Source organism: Geodermatophilus sp. SYSU D00698, assembly GCF_054050335.1.
On record NZ_JBJGZD010000006.1, the window covers coordinates 175,128 to 192,817 of the forward strand.

Annotated in this window: 16 protein-coding genes; 6 read left to right on the forward strand and 10 right to left on the reverse strand. The window is 75.9% G+C overall.

Annotation, left to right across the window (positions count from 1 at the left end; genetic code table 11):
- The first annotated feature begins 168 nt into the window (after positions 1–168).
- Together ACI8AB_RS07975 and ACI8AB_RS07980 are read left to right on the forward strand one after the other, a co-directional pair.
- Positions 169–1,629, forward strand: a complete 1,461-nt coding sequence (locus ACI8AB_RS07975) for a benzaldehyde dehydrogenase (RefSeq protein ID WP_456949667.1) — start codon at positions 169–171, stop codon at positions 1,627–1,629.
- A gap of 55 nt (positions 1,630–1,684) precedes the next feature.
- Positions 1,685–2,551, forward strand: coding sequence for an intradiol ring-cleavage dioxygenase (locus ACI8AB_RS07980; protein ID WP_456949668.1), 867 nt, complete (start codon positions 1,685–1,687; stop codon positions 2,549–2,551).
- Here ACI8AB_RS07980 and ACI8AB_RS07985 read toward each other — a convergent pair.
- Genes ACI8AB_RS07985 through ACI8AB_RS07995 form a run of 3 tightly spaced genes read right to left on the reverse strand, consistent with a single transcriptional unit; the run spans position 2,548 to position 4,723 of the window.
- Positions 2,548–3,381 carry a 5-oxoprolinase subunit C family protein gene (locus ACI8AB_RS07985; protein WP_456949669.1) on the reverse strand — a complete coding sequence of 278 codons (834 nt, stop codon included), beginning with the start codon at positions 3,379–3,381 and terminating at the stop codon, positions 2,548–2,550. The two genes, ACI8AB_RS07980 and ACI8AB_RS07985, sit on opposite strands and share 4 nt — an antisense overlap.
- Positions 3,375–3,974 carry a 5-oxoprolinase subunit B family protein gene (locus ACI8AB_RS07990; RefSeq protein WP_456949670.1) on the reverse strand — a complete coding sequence of 200 codons (600 nt, stop codon included), beginning with the start codon at positions 3,972–3,974 and terminating at the stop codon, positions 3,375–3,377. The genes ACI8AB_RS07985 and ACI8AB_RS07990 overlap by 7 nt, the downstream gene beginning before the upstream one ends.
- Entirely contained in the window at positions 3,974–4,723 is a 750-nt protein-coding gene (locus ACI8AB_RS07995) for a LamB/YcsF family protein (protein WP_456949671.1), read from the reverse strand. The genes ACI8AB_RS07990 and ACI8AB_RS07995 overlap by 1 nt, the downstream gene beginning before the upstream one ends.
- Before the next feature lie 120 nt (positions 4,724–4,843).
- Here ACI8AB_RS07995 and ACI8AB_RS08000 point away from each other — a divergent pair, with 120 nt between their 5' ends.
- A complete protein-coding gene (locus tag ACI8AB_RS08000; RefSeq protein ID WP_456949672.1) occupies positions 4,844–5,896 on the forward strand; it encodes a chemotaxis protein CheB in 1,053 nt (350 codons plus the stop codon).
- A 78-nt stretch (positions 5,897–5,974) separates the two neighbouring features.
- Positions 5,975–7,912 (forward strand): CheR family methyltransferase, encoded by a 1,938-nt coding sequence (locus ACI8AB_RS08005; protein WP_456949673.1) that lies wholly within the window; start codon positions 5,975–5,977, stop codon positions 7,910–7,912.
- Here the strand turns inward: ACI8AB_RS08005 and ACI8AB_RS08010 are convergent, their stop codons facing one another.
- From ACI8AB_RS08010 to ACI8AB_RS08040, 7 genes are read right to left on the reverse strand one after another with little or no spacing between them, the layout of a single operon-like run.
- The gene (locus tag ACI8AB_RS08010; RefSeq protein WP_456949674.1) at positions 7,913–9,196 is read right to left on the reverse strand and encodes an ANTAR domain-containing protein; all 1,284 of its coding nucleotides are present in this window, start codon (positions 9,194–9,196) and stop codon (positions 7,913–7,915) included.
- A complete protein-coding gene (locus ACI8AB_RS08015) occupies positions 9,193–9,573 on the reverse strand; it encodes a hypothetical protein (RefSeq protein ID WP_456949675.1) in 381 nt (126 codons plus the stop codon). Before ACI8AB_RS08015 ends, ACI8AB_RS08010 begins: the two co-directional genes overlap by 4 nt.
- Before the next feature lie 60 nt (positions 9,574–9,633).
- Positions 9,634–11,118, reverse strand: a complete 1,485-nt coding sequence (locus ACI8AB_RS08020; RefSeq protein WP_456949676.1) for an amino acid permease — start codon at positions 11,116–11,118, stop codon at positions 9,634–9,636.
- 59 nt (positions 11,119–11,177) lie between these two features.
- A complete protein-coding gene (gene pdxY, locus ACI8AB_RS08025; RefSeq protein WP_456903069.1) occupies positions 11,178–12,026 on the reverse strand; it encodes a pyridoxal kinase PdxY in 849 nt (282 codons plus the stop codon).
- Between the two features lie 36 nt (positions 12,027–12,062).
- On the reverse strand, positions 12,063–12,470 hold the full coding sequence (locus ACI8AB_RS08030; RefSeq protein ID WP_456949677.1) for a four-helix bundle copper-binding protein: 408 nt from the start codon (positions 12,468–12,470) through the stop codon (positions 12,063–12,065).
- Positions 12,467–13,453: a beta-carotene 15,15'-dioxygenase, Brp/Blh family gene (locus ACI8AB_RS08035; protein ID WP_456949678.1), complete on the reverse strand. Its 987-nt coding sequence runs from the start codon at positions 13,451–13,453 to the stop codon at positions 12,467–12,469. The genes ACI8AB_RS08030 and ACI8AB_RS08035 overlap by 4 nt, the downstream gene beginning before the upstream one ends.
- 2 nt (positions 13,454–13,455) lie before the next feature.
- On the reverse strand, positions 13,456–14,493 hold the full coding sequence (locus ACI8AB_RS08040) for a bacteriorhodopsin (RefSeq protein WP_456949679.1): 1,038 nt from the start codon (positions 14,491–14,493) through the stop codon (positions 13,456–13,458).
- A gap of 172 nt (positions 14,494–14,665) precedes the next feature.
- On the opposite strand from ACI8AB_RS08040, the gene ACI8AB_RS08045 reads away from it, so the two are divergent.
- Positions 14,666–17,107 (forward strand): molybdopterin oxidoreductase family protein, encoded by a 2,442-nt coding sequence (locus tag ACI8AB_RS08045; RefSeq protein ID WP_456949680.1) that lies wholly within the window; start codon positions 14,666–14,668, stop codon positions 17,105–17,107.
- A complete protein-coding gene (locus ACI8AB_RS08050) occupies positions 17,104–17,586 on the forward strand; it encodes a hypothetical protein (protein WP_387990053.1) in 483 nt (160 codons plus the stop codon). Before ACI8AB_RS08045 ends, ACI8AB_RS08050 begins: the two co-directional genes overlap by 4 nt.
- Positions 17,587–17,690 lie beyond the last annotated feature (104 nt).

Genomic DNA, 17,690 nt, shown 5'->3' on the forward strand with positions numbered 1-17,690 from the left:
TCGAAGCCCAGTGGATCTAACAGCCTCGTGCAGCGCGAATCCCCAGCTCAGCGGCTCGTCCACAGACCTCGTCGACCCCTTGTGCGGCGGTCACGGGACACCTCCGCCAGGATCGCAGGCGCAACGGGAAGCAGCGGGACCAGCAGCAGGACGCGAGAGAGGGACGACGTGGCACTCCTGGACGACGGCGCGTGGCAGGGCAAGGTCTGGACCGGCGCCTGGACCGACGGGTCCGGCGGCACGTACGACGCGGTGGAGCCGGCCACCGGTGACGTCATCGCGCCGGTGGGGAAGGCGACCCCCGAGGACGTCCACGCGGCAGCCGAGCGGGCGGCGGCAGCCCAGCGCGCCTGGGCCGCCGCCCCGTTCGAGGAGCGCGCGCGGGTCCTGCGCCGGGCCGGCCAGGTGCTCGAGGACGCCGCCGACGAGATCAAGGGCTGGCTGGCCCGCGAGTCCGGCGCGATCCAGCCGTTCGGCGACTTCCAGGTCCACACCAGCGCCCAGGAGTGCTACGAGGCCTCCGCCCTGCCGAGCCACCCCTACGGGGAGCTGCTGCGCACCGGCGCCCCGCGGCTGAGCTTCGCCCGCCGCGTCCCGGCCGGCGTCGTCGGCGTCATCGCGCCGTTCAACGTGCCGACCATCCTCGCCATTCGCGCGATCGCCCCGGCGCTGGCGCTCGGCAACGCCGTCGTCCTCAAGCCCGACCCGCGCACGGCCATCTCCGGCGGCGCCGTCTTCGCCCGCGTCTTCGAGGAGGCCGGGCTGCCGGCCGGCGTCTTCCAGGTCCTGCCCGGTGGCGCCGACGTCGGCGAGGCGCTGGTCACCGCGCCGCAGGTGCGGGTCATCGCCTTCACCGGCTCGACGAGGGCCGGCCGGGCCGTCGGCGCGCTCGCCGGGCAGCACCTCAAGCGCGCGCACCTGGAGCTCGGCGGCAACTCCGCGCTGATCGTGCTGCCCGACGTCGACGTCACCGCGGCGGCCGGCGTCGGCGCCTGGGGCACGTTCAGCCACCAGGGCCAGATCTGCATGGCCACCAGCCGCCACCTGGTGCACGAGTCGATCGCCGAGGAGTACACCGCCGTCCTCACCGAGAAGGTCGAGAAGCTGCCGGTCGGTGACCCGTTCCGCGAGCAGGTGGCGCTCGGCCCGCTCATCGACGCCGGGCAGCGCGACCGCGTGCACGGCCTGGTCACCGCCAGCGTCGACCGGGGCGCCACCGTGCGCACCGGCGGCACCTACGAGGGGCTGTTCTACCGGCCGACCGTCCTCGGCGGCGTCGCGATCGACCACCCGGCCTACCAGGAGGAGATCTTCGGGCCGGTCGCCCCGGTGACGCCGTTCTCCAGCCTCGACGAGGTCGCCGAGCTCGCCGCCGGCACCGAGTACGGCCTGAGCCTCGGCATCCTCACCCGCGACGTCTACGCCGGCCTCGAGCTCGCCGAGCGCATCCCGTCCGGGCTCGTGCACATCAACGACCAGACGGTCAACGACGAGGCGGTCGCCCCGTTCGGCGGCGTCGGCGCGTCCGGCACCGGCTCCCGGCACGGCGGGCCGCAGGCCAACATCGAGGCGTTCACCGAGACCCAGTGGGTCACCTTGCGCGGCGACCTGCCCGCCTACCCGTTCTGAGCGCCCGGGGCCGTGCACTTCCGCGCAGGTGCACGGCCCCGGGAGAGTGGCCGGCATGCACGAGCTGTTCAGCGAGGAGCGCTCGGCCGACGTCGTCGCCGCCAGCTTCGCGGGCACCCCGGACCCCCGGCTGCGGCAGGTGGTGACGTCGCTGGTCCGTCACCTGCACGCCTTCGTCAAGGACGTCGAGCTCACCGAGGAGGAGTGGGCCGCGGCGATCGACTTCCTCACCCGCACCGGCCACACCAGCGACGCCGTGCGGCAGGAGTTCGTCCTGCTCTCCGACGTCCTCGGCGTCTCGATGCTCGTGGAGACGATCAACCACCGCAGCGGCGGCACCGGCACCGAGTCTACCGTGCTCGGCCCCTTCCACCAGGTCGAGTCGCCGGAGCGGCAGCTCGGCGACGACATCGCCCTCGACGGGAGGGGCACCCCGTGCCTGGTCTCGGGGCGGGTCACCGGCCCGGACGGCGAGCCGCTGGCCGGCGCCACCGTCGACGTCTGGCAGGCCAACGCGGACGGCTTCTACGACGTCCAGCAGCCGGACGTCCAGCCGCCGGGCAACCTGCGCGGGCTGTTCACCGCCGACGACGACGGCCGCTTCTGGTTCCGCTCGGTCGTCCCGCGCTGGTACCCCATCCCCGACGACGGACCGGTCGGGCAGCTGCTCGCCGCCACCGGTCGGCACCCCAACCGGCCCGCGCACCTGCACGTCATCGCCGCGGCGCCGGGGTACCGGCCGGTGACCACGCACGTGTTCGTCGCCGACAGCCCCTACCTCGACTCCGACGCGGTGTTCGGGGTCAAGGAGAGCCTCGTCCGGGACGTGCCCGAGGTCGACGACGCCGAACGCGCCGCCGCCCTCGGCCTGCCTAACCCGTTCCGCACCCTGACCGTCGACGTCACGCTGCTGCGCGCCTAGCGCCGGAGCCGCAGCGACTGCCCCGGGCGCAGCTGCGCGCAGCGGTCGACGTCGCCGTCGGCGACGTAGCCGGCCACCGGGTAGCCGCCGGTCACCGGCGCGTCGGCGAGGAACAGCACCGGCTGCCCGGACGGCGGCACCTGCACCGCGCCGCGGACCAGCCCCTCGCTGGCCAGCTCGCCCCCGACCGCGCGGTCCAGCCACGGGCCGGCCAGCCGCAGCCCCACCCGGTTGCTCTCCGCGGTGACCGTCCACGCGGCCGTCCCGAGCGCGTCCAGCGCCGCCCCCGTCAGCCAGTCGGCGCGCGGGCCGGGCAGCAGCCGCACGGTCACCTCCCCGGCGGGCGGGTCGGCGACCGGCGCGAGGTCGACGCCGGGCAGCGGGCCGGCGTCGTCCCCGACCGGCAGGACGTCACCGGCGCGCAGCGGCGCCGGGCCCAGGCCGGAGAGCACGTCGGTGGACCGCGAGCCCAGCACCGGCGGGACGGCGATCCCGCCGCGGACGGCGAGGTAGGTCCGCAGCCCGGCGGCCGGCGTCCCGAGCGCCAGCGTCGCCCCGGCGCGGAGCAGGCCGGGCGCGGCGTGCACCGGCGACCCCGGGCACCGCGCGCCCGTGGTGACGACGAGCAGGTCCGCCCCGGCGCGCACGACCAGCCCGCCGAGGGTCACCTCCAGCACCGCGGCCGCGGGGTGGTTGCCCACCAGCCGGTTCGCCAGCGCGGCCGCGGCGCGGTCGGCGGCCCCCGACCGGCCCACGCCGATCCCGCCGAGCCCGGGCCGGCCGCGGTCCTGCACCGTGGTCAGCGGGCCGGGGGACAGCACGGTCAGCACGGCACGAACCGCACCCGCACGCCCGGGCGCAGCAGCGCGGCCGGGTCGCGGGCCAGGTCGAACACCGCGACGTCGGTGCGCCCGACCAGCCGCCACCCGCCCGGCGACGCGCTCGGGTAGACCCCGGTGAACCCGCCGGCCAGCGCCACCGACCCGGCCGGCACCCGGGTGCGCGGGGTGGCCAGCCGCGGCACGTCCCAGGGCGGCCCGTCGGGGACGCAGTAGCCGAACCCCGGCGAGAAGCCGCAGAACGCCACGGTCCACTCCCGTCCGCTGTGCGCCGCGACGACGCCGTCGGGGTCGGTGCCGAGCAGCTCCGCGACGTCGGCGAGGTCGGCGCCGTCGTAGCGGACCGGCAGCTCGACCCGCTCGCCGGTGCCCGCCCGGCCGGGCCGCCACGGCAGCCGCTCGAGCGCGGCCCGCACGTCGGCGAGGTCGCCGTCGGCCACCACCAGCACCGTCCGCGCGGCCGGGACGACGTCGACGACGCCAGGCAGCGCCCGGTCGCGCAGCGCGGCGCAGAAGCCGAGGACGGCGTCGAGGTCGTCGAGCTCCACCAGCAGCGCGGACGACCCGCTCGGCAGGACGCGCATCAGGCGAACGGCGCCAGCGCGACGCCGGCGCCGGTGAGCGCCGCCCGCACCTCCCGGGCGATCGCCACCGCGCCCGGGGTGTCGCCGTGCACGCAGATCGAGTCCGGCGCCAGCACCAGCGGGCCGCCGTCGACGTCGGTCACCGGCTCCCCGGCGGCCATCGCCACGCACCGCCGGGCGATCTCGCCGGCATCGGTGAGCACCGCACCCGGCTGCCGGCGGGGGACCAGCGTGCCGGCCGGGGTGTAGGCGCGGTCGGCGAACGCCTCGGCCACCGTGGGCAGCCCCGCCTCGCCGGCCAGCCGCAGGAACACCGAGCCCGGCAGCCCCAGCACGGGCAGCGACCTGTCGTACGCGGCGACGGCGGACACCACGGCCGCGGCCTGCTCCTCGTGCGCGACGACCGCGTTGTACAGCGCCCCGTGCGGCTTGACGTAGCGCACCCGCGTCCCCGCCACCCGCGCCAGGCCGTCGAGCGCGCCGAGCTGGTAGAGCACGTCGGCGGCGAGCTCGTCGGGCGCGGCGTCGAGGAACCGGCGGCCGAAGCCGGCGAGGTCCCGGTAGGACACCTGCGCCCCGATCGCGACGCCGGCGTCCGCGGCCTGCGCGCACACCCGCCGCAGCGTCAGCGGGTCGCCGGCGTGGAAGCCGCAGGCGACGTTCGCGCTGGTCACCACCTGCAGCATCGCGGCGTCGTCGCCGAGGGTCCACGCACCGAAGGACTCCCCGAGGTCGGCGTTGAGGTCCATGACGACATCCTCGCGGGCGACCCGCGCACGCCACGCGGTCAGCCGGCCGGGAGGCAACTACGGTTCCGTTGACGCCCCCGTGAGCCAGGAGGGCGTCCGGCACGGAGGAGGCGGTACCGGATGCACCGCGACCTGGTGGTGATCGGCGCCTCGGCCGGCGGCGTCGAGGCGCTGCGCGACCTGCTCGCCGGCCTCCCGCAGGACCTGCCCGCCGCGGTCCTGGTGGTGCTGCACATGCCCTCCAGCGGCCGCAGCGCGCTGCCGGCCATCCTCGCGCGGGTGTCCGCGCTGCGGGTGTCCGCGGCCGAGGACGGGATGCGGCTGGAGCCCGGCACGGTCGTCGTCGCCGTGCCGGACCGGCACCTGATGGTGGCCGACGGCCACGTGCGGCTCTCCCGGGGACCGCGCGAGAACGGCTGCCGGCCGGCGGTCGACGTCCTGTTCCGCTCGGCCGCCCGCGCGCACGGCCCCCGGGTGGTCTCGGTCGTCCTGTCCGGCGCGCTCGACGACGGCACCGCGGGCACGATCGCCGTCCGCGCCCGGGGCGGGGCGACCGTCGCGCAGGACCCGGGGGAGGCCCTCTACCCGAGCATGCCGCTGCACGCGGTGGAGGTCGGCGGGGCCGACCACGTCGCCGCACTCGCCGAGCTGCCCCAGCTGTTGGACCGGCTGGTGCGCGAGGAGGTCGACGCCGTCGCCCCGGCACCCACCCCCCTCATGACGACGGAGACGGAGATGGCCCGACTCGACGGCGAGGCGATGGACGAGGACGCGCGGCCGGGGACGCCGTCGGGCTTCGGCTGCCCCAGCTGCCACGGCGCGCTGTTCTCGATCAGCGAGGGCGGCATGGAGCGGTACCGGTGCCGCGTCGGCCACGCCTGGTCGCCCGAGGCGCTGGCCGCCGAGCAGGCGCAGGCGCTGGAGGGCGCGCTGTGGATGGCGCTGCGCGGCCTGGAGGAGCAGGCGGCGCTGAGCCTGCGCATGGGCCTGCGCGCGGAGGACGGCGGACACCGGCACAGCGCGCTCGCCTTCCGGCGCCGGCACGACGAGGCGCTGGGGGCCGCCGCGCTGCTGCGGGACCTGCTCGAGCGCGGTGCGCTGAACGGCGAGGGCGTCCCGGACCAGGTCGACGACGGGCTCGGCGACCCCGCTGCGGGCGCGGCGGGGGCCTGACCCGTGGCCGAGGAGAGACGGCGGGACGGGGACCCGGTGACCGACGACGGGACGACCCCCGACCCGGGCGGAGGCGACGTGACGACCGACGACCTGCCCGCCCGCGACGCGGCGGAGGACGACGACCTGCTGGTCGACGACGCCGAGCCCGACGACGCCGAGCCCGACGCCTTCGTCGACGCCGCGGCCGGCGTCGACCCCGACTTCGAGTCGCTGCTGGTGTACCTGCGCGAGCGGCGCGGCTTCGACTTCACCGGCTACAAGCGGCCGAGCCTGGTCCGCCGGGTGCGCCGGCGCATGGCCGAGGTCGGCACGACGTCGGTCGCCGAGTACCAGGACTTCCTCGAGGTCCACCCCGACGAGTTCGCGCCGCTGTTCAACACGATCCTCATCAACGTCACGAGCTTCTTCCGCGACCGCCCGGCCTGGGACCACCTGCGCGACCAGCTGCTGCCGGGCCTGCTGGCCTCGGCCGGCCCGCGGATCCGGGTGTGGAGCGCGGGCTCCGCGTCGGGCCAGGAGGCCTACAGCCTCGCGATCCTGCTGGCCGAGGCGCTCGGCATCGACGAGTTCCGCGAGCGGGTGAAGATCTACGCCACCGACGTCGACGAGGAGGCGCTGGCCCAGGCCCGCCAGGCGCTGTTCACCGAGCGCGAGATGGCGGGCCTGATGCCCGAGCAGGTGGAGCGGTACTTCACCCAGGAGGGCACCCGGTTCGCCTTCCGCAAGGACCTGCGGCGCTCGGTCATCTTCGGCCGCAACGACCTCGTGCAGGACGCGCCCATCTCGCACGTGGACCTGCTGCTGTGCCGCAACACGCTCATGTACTTCAACGCGGAGACGCAGAACCGCATCCTCGGCCGGCTGCACTTCGCGCTCGCCCCGCACGGGCTGCTCTTCCTCGGCAAGGCCGAGATGCTGCTCTCCCACGCCCAGTTGTTCGTCCCGGTCGACCTCACCCGCCGGTTCTTCCGGAAGCGCGACGGCGGGGGGCAGACCGAGCGCCGGGCGGTCCCGGCCGTTCCGCGCAGCGACCTCGACGGCGGGATCGGCGACCTGTCCCGGCTGCGGCGCCAGGCGATGCTCGCCTCCCCGGGCGCGCAGCTGGTCCTCGACGCCGACGGCCGGCTGGCCCTGGTCAACCACCACGCCCAGCGGCTGTTCCACGTCGACGAGCGCGACGTCGGCCGGCCGTTCCAGGACCTCGAGGTGTCCTACCGCCCGGTCGAGCTGCGCGGCGCGATCGCCGAGGCGGTGAGCAGCCGGCGCGCCGTGTGGCTGCGCGGCGTGGAGCGGCACCAGGCGGGCACGGAGGCCCTCGTCTTCGACGTCCAGGTGGTCCCCCTGTCCCGCGAGGACGGCAGCCCGCTCGGCGTCACGGTCGTGTTCGAGGACGTCACCCCCTACCGGCGGCTGCAGCGGGAGCTGGAGTACGCCAACCGGCAGCTGGAGACCGCCTACGAGGAGCTGCAGTCGACCAACGAGGAGCTGGAGACCACCAACGAGGAGCTGCAGTCGACGGTCGAGGAGCTGGAGACCACCAACGAGGAGCTCCAGTCGACCAACGAGGAGCTGGAGACGATGAACGAGGAGCTCCAGTCGATGAACGACGAGCTCCACACGACCAACGAGGAGCTGCGCGCCAGCACCGACGAGGTCGCCACGCTCAACGAGTTCATGACCGGCGTGCTCTCCAGCTTCCGCGCCGGCGTCGTCGTCGTGGACCGGGACCTGCGGGTGCTGGCGTGGAACGCCGCGGCCGAGGACCTGTGGGGCCTGCGCCAGGACGAGGTCAGCGGCCAGTACCTGCTCAACCTGGACATCGGTCTGCCCGTGTCGAGCCTGCACCCGCTGCTGCGCCGCCAGGTGGCCGGCGAGGGGTCCTCCCACGAGACCGTGGAGCTGCGCGCGGTCAACCGGCGGGGGCGGCCGGTGCAGGTCCGGGTGACGGTGAGCGCCTTCGCACCCGGCGCCGGGCAGGGCGGCGCCGTCGTCCTCATGGACCCCGTCGACTGATCAGTGCGCGGCGGCGATGACCTCGTCGGCGTGTCCCTCGACCACGAGCTGGGCGAGGTCGCGGACCTTGACGTTGAGCCGGTTGCTCAGGGTGACCAACCGGGCGAACGCGTCGTCGGCGCCGACGCCGAGCCGGCCCATGAGCACGCCCTTGGCCTGGTCGATGACCGCCCGCGAGGCCAGCGCCTGCTCGAGGTTGGCGGTGAGCCGGTGCAGCGCCTCCCGCTCGCTGACCTCCTGCAGCACGGCCGCGAGCGCCACCGCCACCAGCTCGGCGATCCGCCGGTCCGCGGACCCGAAGGCGTCGGCCCGGGGCGAGTAGACGTTGAGCACGCCGGTCGGCTCGCCGGTCAGCGCCAGCGGCACGGCGAGGACGCTGCGCACCGGGCCGACCGCGGCGAGCCGGGCCAGCGCCGGCCAGCGGGGGTCGGTGCGCAGGTCACCGGTGGCGACGACCTCACCGGTGGCGGCGGCGTCCAGGCAGGGGCCCTGCTCGGCGCGCATCTGCCGCCCGTCTGCCTCCTGGGCGACCGTGGAGTCGCTGCCGAGGAACCGCGGCGCCGCGGGGGAGCCGATGGTGATGCTCACCCAGTTCGCCGCCGGGACGGCGGTCCGGGCGAGCGCCGCCATCCGGCCGAGCAGCTGCCGGCGGTCCCCGTCGGTGCCGGCCAGCCGGGTCAGCTGGGTGAGCGCCTCGGCCACGGTGACCGGCGTGCCCTCCGCGTCGCGGGCGGCGGACGCGCCGCCGGGGACCTCGGGCGGGCCGAGCGGGATGCCGCTGTCGTCGGTGACCAGCACCCAGCGGATCCGCGCCCGCAGCGGGTCCGGGTCGACCACGTCCGGCGCGCCGAACAGCTGCCCCGCGGCGCTCGCGCCACTGCGACCGCGGACGGTGACCGGGGCGCGGTACTCGGCGGCCTGCCCCGACCCGAGCCCGCGCAGCGCGGACCGGAGGCCGGGCACGTCCCGGGGCTCGAGGTAGACGGTCAGCGGCTTGCCGGCGAGCCGGGCGACGGAGACCCCGACGAGTGCGGCCAGCGCCGGGTTGACCTCCACCAGCTTGCCCGTGCCGTCGGTGACGAACAGTCCGACCGGCAGGACCGCGGCGACGTGCTCGTGCCACCGGCGCTCGCCGTCGAAGCGCTCGACCAGCCGGGCGATCTCCTCCTGCTGCGCGCGCAGCTCCTCCTCGGCGACCCGCAGCTCCTCGTGCGCGACGGCGAGCTCGGCGAGGTCGTCGACGACGCGCGGGGCCGGCAGCGGGTGCAGCGGGTCGGTGCTCACGGCGAGGACTCCCGGCCGGCCCTCCCGGCGTCGGTGGTCGCCTGCCGCCGGTCCTCCTCGGCCTCGTCGCGGTGGTGGGCCGCCTGGCGGCGGTGCTCCGCGGCGTCGCCGATGCCGCGGTCGGCGGCGGCGTCGTGCAGCCGGGCCGTGCGCTCGTGCAGCTGCGAGGAGTGCTCGTGCCGCGCGGCGGCGCGGCGGTGGGCCGCCTCCGCGCGGGCGGCGGAGTCCTCGGCCGCCTCCTGCGCCGCCCGGACGTCGTGCTCGGACGGGACCTGGCCCGAGTCCAGGCGGAGCAGCCGGTCGGCCAGCTCGCGGGTGCGCCGGCCGGCCGCCTCCGCGCGCTCGGCGGCCTCCCGCGCCCGGTCCTCAGCGGTCATGAGCCCATCGTCCTCGCCCGGGCCGCCCGTCGCACGCGTGTCGGGCACGCCGCCGGGCGGTCACGCCCGCTCGGCGGCCCGCTCCCGTGCGGCCAGACGGACCCGGGAGTGCCGGTAGCCGTAGGCCACGTACACCAGCATCCCGAGCGCGAGCCAGGCCAGGAACCGCAGCCACGTCTCGATGCTCAGGTTGAGCATCAGGTAGAGGCAGGCCAGCGCGGCGAGGGCCGGCAGCACGGGGGAGAAGGGCACCCGGAAGGGCCGCTCGAGCTGCGGGCGGGTGCGGCGCAGCACCGGCACCGCGACCGCCACCAGCAGGAAGGCGAACAGGGTGCCGATGCTGACCAGGTCGGCCAGCGTCCCGAGCGGCACGAACGTCGCCAGCACCAGCACCAGGACGGCGAACAGCAGCGTGACCCGCGCCGGGACGCCGCTGCGCGGGCTGACCCGGGCCACCGCCGGCGGCAGCAGCCCGTCGCGGCCCATGGCGAACCCGATCCGGCCGATGGTGATCAGGTCGACCAGGATCACCGAGGTCAGCCCGGCCACCGCGGCGATCGACACCAGCGACGACGCCCAGCCCAGCCCCACCTGGTCGAACGCGTCGGCGATCGGCGCGCCCTCGTCGATGTCGGTGTACTCGACCATCCCGACGACGACGAACGCGACGCCCACGTAGAGCGCCGTGGCCAGCCCGAGGGTGCCGAGCAGGCCGAGCGGCACGTCCCGCGCCGGGCGCCGGGTCTCCTCCGACAGGTTGGCCACCGCCTCGAAGCCGGTGTAGGCGAAGAAGACGACGGCCGCGGCGGTGAGCACCCCGCCGACGCCGAACGCGACCGGCTCCAGGCCGGCGATCACCTCGATGAGCGGCCGGGTCAGCCCGCTGCCGCTCTCGGCCGGCTCCGACGGCGGCACGAACGGGGTGAGGTTGGCGCCGCGGACGAACCAGACCCCGGCCAGGATGACGAACAGGCAGACGGCGACCTTGACGACGACGAGCACGCCGGTGACCCGCGCCGACTCGCGGATGCCCAGCACCGCCACGAGCGTCAGGACGACGACGATCGCCGCCGCGCCCAGGTTCACCGTGGCGGTCTCGCCGAACAGCGACGGCGGCAGGTCCAGCAGGTTGCCGACGTAGCCCGACCAGCCGCGGGCGACCACGGCCGCGCCGAGGGCGAACTCGAGGAACAGGTCCCAGCCGATGATCCAGGCGACGACCTCGCCGACCGTGGCGTAGGTGTAGGTGTACGCGCTCCCCGCCGTCGGCACGGCCGAGGCCAGCTCGGCGTAGCAGACCGCCGCGAGCAGGGCGACCAGCCCGGCGACGGCGAAGGAGACCACCACCGCCGGGCCGGCGCTGTTCTTCGCCGTCACGCCGGTGAGCGTGAAGATCCCGGTGCCGATGACGATGCCGATGCCGAACCCGACCAGGTGTCTCGCGGACAGCCGCTTGCGCAGGTGCCCGCCGCCGTCGGGCGCCCCCTCGTCGTCCCCGGCGTCCGCGCGGACGGCCTCCACCGACTTCGTCCGGAACAGGTCCACGGGGGGACGCTAGGTCGGTGCGGGCCCGCTCGCTGGGTGAGAGGAGGGGTGGTCCTCCGTCAGACCTCGTCGACGGGGAAGGTCCGCGACGGGGACACGAACTCGTCCTGGGCGGCGACCAGCAGGATCTCCCGCGAGCCGGCCTCCTCGGTGCGCCGCAGCAGCCCCCAGACGCTGGCCGCGGCCCGGCCGAGCGCCTCGCCGGCGGAGCGGGTGTCCAGCCAGTGCGCGAGGAACAGCGCCGCGATCGCGTCGCCGGCGCCGTTGACCGACACCGACAGCCGCGGCGTGCGCACGCGGAAGTGGCGGCCGCCCTCGGAGGCGAGCAGGTCGACGGCGTCGTCGGGGGTGTCGTCGGCGACCAGCGACGTCGTCAGCACCACCCGCGGGCCCAGCGCCTGCACCGCGGCGACGGCGTCCTGCACCTCGGCGAGCGTGCGGGTCGTCGTCCGCGCGAGCAGGTCGAGCTCGTAGTGGTTGGGGGTGACGACGTCGGCCGCCGGGACGGCGACCTCGCGCATGAACTCCTCGATGCCCGGCCGCACGAACACGCCGCGGCCGACGTCGCCGATGACCGGGTCGCAGGCGTACACGGCGTCGGGGTTGGCCGCGCGCACCCGCCCCACCGTGCCGACCACGGCGTGGCCGATGTCGGCCGAGCCGAGGTAACCGGACAGGACGGCGTCGGCGGTGCCCAGCACGCCGCGGTCGGCGATGCCGTCGACGACCTCCTCGATCGCCTGGCCGTCGAACACCCGCCCGGTCCACGCGCCGTAGCCGGTGTGGTTGGAGAACTGCACGGTGTGCACCGGCCAGACCTCGACGCCGAGGCGCTGCAGCGGGAAGACCGCCGAGGAGTTGCCCACGTGGCCGTAGGCGACGTGCGACTGGATGGAGAGGACGTTCACCACGGGAGCACACGCTGCCATGCGCCCGCGGGCCGGTCAGCCGAGGGTGGCGACCAGGTCGCGGCAGGCCTGCTCGCAGCGCCGGCAGGACTCCGCGCAGACCCGGCAGTGCTCGTGCATCCCGGAGTGGGAGGCGCACTCGTCGCCGCAGGCGCGGCAGGCGGCGGCGCACGCCTCGAGGACGGTGCGGGTGAGGTTCGCGTCGTACCCGGTGTGCCGGGACAGCACCCGCCCGGTGGCCTCGCAGACGTCGGCGCAGTCCAGGTTCGTGCGGATGCACTTCCGGAGCTCGGCGACCATCTCCTCGGACAGGCAGGCGTCGGCGCACGCGGTGCACGCCTGCGCGCACTCGACGCACGCCTCGATGCAGGCGGTCAGCCGTTCGCGGTCGATGCCGCCGAGGTCGGCCGGGTAGGTGTCGAGCATCTGGGCGGCGGCGGTCACGTCGGTCTCCGTTCCCTGCGTCGGGCCGGGGCGGCGGGCGCCGTCCCGGGCGGTGGGTCCCGGCGCGCCGTCCGGTCGAGCCGGGCGACGACGAGCGCGTGCGGGAGCGTGAGCGCCGCCAGGACCGGCAGGGCGGTGGCCAGGGACCCGCGCCAGCCTCCCGCGGCCGGCCACAGCAGCGCCAGCACCGCGAGCACCGCGACGGTGGGCAGCGCCGCGGCGGCGGCGAACCGGCGCAGCGGGGCGCCGAGCCGGCCGCGGGCCAGGTCGTCCGCGTCCGCCGGGTCCGCGGCGACGAGGCGGGCGACGTGGCGGACGGCGTGCCAGCAGCCGAACCACGCGCCGAAGGCCGCGAACGGCGGGACGACGAGGACGAGCACCAGCAGGGCGGCGACCTCGGCGGCCTCCAGCCACCGCCCGGCCAGCAGCCGCTCCGCGGCCAGCGCGGCGGCCGCCGGGAGCACCGTGACCAGCACCGTCGCCACGACGGCGGCCGGCAGGACGCCGCTGCTCCCGGGCACGACCGCGGCCACGACCGGCGCCGCCTCGTGCGCCCCGCGCGCCAGGGGGACGAGCAGCACCAGCGCGCCCAGCACCGCCGACGCCGTCGCCTGCCGGTGCACCGGGCGGCCCGCCCGCAGGTCGGCGAAGGCGGTCTCCCCGGTGCCGAAGTGCCAGGTCGCCACGAGCACGAAGACCAGCAGCCCCGGCCCCGGCGCCGCCCGGAACAGCAGCCACCCGGCGGCGGCCACGGCGGCGTAGCCGAGCGCGACCAGCGCCGGCCGCGGCAGCCGGGAGCCGGGCACCAGGTGGTCGACCGCCCCGTGCGGGAGGCCCAGCAGCAGGCCCGCCACCAGCGGCAGCCAGGCCAGGTCTCCCCAGCCGACGGTGACCTCGACGGCCACCACTGCCGCCACCGCGGTCAGCGAGACGGCGGTGGCGGCCCGCGCGGGAGCCGCGAGCGGTCCCTCGGGCGACGGCACGGTCAGGTCCGGTCGGCCGTCCAGGCGCCCCCGTACCGGCCGGCGGAGACCCGGCTGCCGGGGTCCCGCTCGGGCAGGTGCTCGACCTCGTGGTGCTCGTGCGGGTAGGCCGGGTGCGTGGCGAACACCGGGGCGTCGTCGACGGTGTTGTCCTCGAAGCGGGTGCTGCGGTGCTCGGCCTGCGTGCCCGGCAGCACGGCCTCGCTCTGGTGCACGTTGCTCACCCACACCGACTCCGGGTGGGTGTCGACGCCGGCGGCGACGTCCTCGGCGGTGCGCAGCTTGGCCACCTTGTGCACCAGCACGCCGAAGCCGACCTTGGCCAGCACGTCGGCGGCGGAGTAGGCCACCTGCATGCCGGTGAGCCAGGCGGGCGTGACGTCGACGAACACCGGGACGGCGTAGACCAGCGGGTAGACGCCGAAGGCGGCCAGCAGCACGATCGCCGCGTTGCGCAGGCTGGTCCCGGCCTCGACGCTCATCGAGCCGGTCGAGGCGCGGACGGCGCCGATCAGCGCGACGTACAGGTAGGCGTAGAAGACGGTGCTGATGCAGCCCCACAGCACCAGCGCGCCGACGTCGCGGCCCTGCGCCAGCACCTGGCTGCCCAGGAAGCCGGTGAGGATCATGAGGAAGGCCGCGGCCATCGTGGTGAACCGCAGGGTGCGCGCCCGGGCCCCGGTGAGCGAGCAGACGGCCAGCAGTTCCGCGGTCAGCAGCGGGACGGTCACCGACCAGTCGGCGTAGCGCGGGTACAGCGTCGCGCGCGCCTCCGCGTTGGGGACGAGGACGCCGTCCCGCAGGTCGAAGCCGGTGTCCCACGTGAGGTACAGCACCAGGTACGACAGCGCGGCGACACCGGCGACGCACAGGCCGGCGAGCACGGCGGGGCGGTAGCGGGCACCGACCTCGTCCCGGCTGGTCCACGAGTAGAGGAGGTAGGCGACCAGGGCGAGGCCCGCGCCGGCGATCGAGTAGGTGACCAGGTCGTACAGGCCGAGCGGCATGGTCTGCAGCTCGGGGGTGGGCGTGTCGGACACGTCTGCGGGACCTCCGGGAGCCGGGGCTGCGGGGCCGCGGCTCGACCCGCGGCGGGGTTACCCCCGGTCATCCGGCCGAACCGGTCGGTGCCCCGTCCGGCAGGCCGTTTGACGGCACCGGCCCGCGGAGATGGCCCCTGCGGACCGCCCGGCACCGACGAGAGGACCTCGCATGGCGCGCATCGACCGGATCGCCGAGCCGTGGGGGACGAGGACGCCGTACGGGCCGGGGGAGACCTGGCCGGTGCGGGTGGACACCCACCTCGCCGACGGCCTGACCGAGGACGACGTCGACCGCTGGGTGCCCTCGGCGGCGGTCCTGCACAGCAACGGGGACGGCCTGGACATCGCGGTCAAGGACGGCCGCGTCGTCGGCGTCCGCGGCCGTGCCGAGGACCGGGTCAACCACGGCCGGCTCGACCCGAAGGACCTGTTCGGCTGGCAGGCCAACTCCTCGCCCGAGCGGCTGACCCGGCCGCTGGTCCGGCGGGACGGCGACCTGGTCGAGACCGACTGGGACACCGCGATGGACGCCGTCGTGGGCCGGTGCCGGGACCTGCTCGACGAGCAGGGCGCCAGCGCGATCGGCTTCTACACGTCCGGCCAGCTGTTCCTCGAGGAGTACTACACGCTCGGGCTCATCGCCCACGGCGGCATCGGCACCAACCACGTCGACGGCAACACCCGGCTGTGCACCGCCACCGCCGCGGCGGCGCTCAAGGAGACCTTCGCCTGCGACGGCCAGCCCGGCTCCTACGCCGACGTGGACCACGCCGACGTCATCGCGCTGTTCGGGCACAACGTCGCCGAGACCCAGACCGTGCTGTGGGCCCGGATCCTCGACCGGCTGGCCGGCCCCCACCCGCCGGCGATCGTGTGCGTCGACCCGCGGGAGACGCCGGTGGCCCGCGCGGCGACCGTGCACCTCGCGCCGCGGCCGGGCACCAACGTCGTGCTGATGAACGCGCTGCTGCACGAGGTCATCGCCCGCGGGTGGGTCGACCGGGACTACGTCGAGGCGCACACCGTCGGGTTCGACGAGCTGGCGGAGCGGGTCCGCGACTACCCGCCCGAGGTGGCCGAGCAGGTGTGCGACGTCCCGGCCGCGCGGATCCGGGAGGCCGCCCGCGTCCTCGGGACGGCCGAGCGGCTGCTGTCCACCGTGCTGCAGGGCTTCTACCAGTCGCACCAGGCCACCGCGGCCGCCGTGCAGGTCAACAACCTCAACCTGGTACGAGGCATGCTCGGCAGGCCCGGCTGCGGGATCCTGCAGATGAACGGCCAGCCCACCGCGGAGAACACCCGCGAGGCCGGGGCGGACGGCGACCTCGCCGGCTTCCGCAACTGGTCCGACGACGCCCAGGTCGCCGACCTGGCCCGGGTCTGGAACCTCGACCCGTTCGACATCCCCTCCTACTCGCCGCCGACGCACGCGATGCAGGTGTTCCGGCACGCCGAGGAGGGGTCGCTGCGGTTCCTGTGGGTGCAGGCGACCAACCCCGCGGTGTCGCTGCCCGAGCTGGGGCGGATCCGCTCGATCCTGGCCCAGGAGCGGCTGTTCCTCGTCGTGCAGGACGCCTTCCTGACCGAGACCGCCCAGCTGGCCGACGTCGTCCTGCCCGCGGCCCTGTGGGGCGAGAAGACCGGCACGTTCACCAACGCCGACCGGACCGTGCACCTGTCGGAGAAGGCGGTCGACCCGCCGGGGGAGGCCCGGCCCGACCTGGACGTCCTCGTCGACTTCGCCCGCCGGCTGGACCTGCGGGACAAGGACGGCGCCCCGCTGGTGAAGTGGGACGACCCCGAGGGCGCCTTCGAGGGCTGGAAGGAGTGCTCCCGCGGCCGGCCTTGCGACTACAGCGGCCTGTCCTACACGAAGCTGCGCGAACGCAACGGCATCCAGTGGCCGGTCACCGAGGACGCGCCCGAGGGCACCGAGCGGCTCTACGCCGACGGCCGGTTCTCCGCGCACCCCGAGTACTGCGAGAGCTACGGCCGCGACATGGTCACCGGCGCCCCGCTCGACGAGACCGAGTACCGCGCGCTCAACCCCGAGGGGAAGGCGGTGCTCAAGGCGGCCGAGTACGTCCCGCCCCACGAGCTGCCCGACCAGGAGCACCCGTTCCAGCTGGTCACCGGCCGGACCCTCTACCAGTTCCACACCCGCACCAAGACCGGCCGGGCGCCGCAGCTGCGGGCCGCCGCGCCGGAGGTCTGGGTGGAGATGTCGGCCTCCGACGCCGCCGACCGCGGCTGGGGCGAGGGCGACCTGCTCGAGGTGTCCACCCCGCGCGGCCGGGTCGAGGCGCGGCTGCGGGTGAGCGGCATCCGGCCGGGGGTGCTGTTCCTGCCGTTCCACTACGGGTACTGGGACCGGGCCGGCGGAGAGGAGCCGGACCGGGCCGCCAACCAGCTCACCCCGACCGACTGGGACCCGGTGTCCAAGCAGCCGATCTTCAAGACGGCGGCCGCCGCGGTGACCCGGCTGGCCGCCTCCGACGGCACGCCGGCCCCGGCGCCGACCACCACCGGTTCGCGGCCGGTCGCGGCGGACGTGCCGCCCACCCGCGGCGGCGACGCGGCGCTCGTGGAGGAGCGGGAGGGGGTCCGGTGAAGCTGGGACTGGCGATCGAGGAGCTGCACCGGTCCGAGACCGGGCTGGCGCGCACGCTGCTCGCCGTCTCGGACCGGCACGCCTCCGACCACGAGGTCTTCCACGTCGCCCGGGACGTCGCCGCCTGGTCGCAGCGGCACGTCACCGAGCTGGCACGGGTCGGCCGCGACTTCGGCGTCGACCTCGACCCGGAGCCGCCGGGCGACCCGGGGGTCCTGGAGACGCTCCGGCAGACGACGGCCGACCTGCTGCGGCGCCGGTCCGAGCCGGGGCTGCTGCTGCTCGCCGACCTGCGGCACGTCCACCGGGAGGCCGCGGGGGTCTCGCTGGACTGGGAGCTGCTCGCCCAGGCCGCGCAGGGAGCCCGGCGGCGGGAGCTGTTCGAGCTGGCCCGGCGCTGCCACCCCGACACCCTGCGGCAGATGCGGTGGGCGAACGCCAAGCTCAAGGAGTCCGCGACCCAGGCCCTGGTCAGCTGACGCGCCGGTCGCGCCCTGCCGCGCGGGGGCGGGGGCGGGACGCGACCCGCCCGGACCCGGCGGCGCGTCGGCGCGTCGCCCGGCGGGTCGCGCGGACCGACTTG

Bases quoted from the DNA above. Each gene is read 5' to 3' on its own strand.
- ACI8AB_RS07980 (WP_456949668.1), top strand. From the start codon at position 1,685: ATGCACGAGCTGTTCAGCGAGGAGCGCTCGGCCGACGTCGTCGCCGCC.
- ACI8AB_RS07990 (WP_456949670.1), bottom strand. From the start codon at position 3,974: ATGCGCGTCCTGCCGAGCGGGTCGTCCGCGCTGCTGGTGGAGCTCGAC.
- ACI8AB_RS07995 (WP_456949671.1), bottom strand. From the start codon at position 4,723: ATGGACCTCAACGCCGACCTCGGGGAGTCCTTCGGTGCGTGGACCCTC.
- ACI8AB_RS08000 (WP_456949672.1), top strand. From the start codon at position 4,844: ATGCACCGCGACCTGGTGGTGATCGGCGCCTCGGCCGGCGGCGTCGAG.
- ACI8AB_RS08015 (WP_456949675.1), bottom strand. From the start codon at position 9,573: ATGACCGCTGAGGACCGGGCGCGGGAGGCCGCCGAGCGCGCGGAGGCG.
- ACI8AB_RS08045 (WP_456949680.1), top strand. From the start codon at position 14,666: ATGGCGCGCATCGACCGGATCGCCGAGCCGTGGGGGACGAGGACGCCG.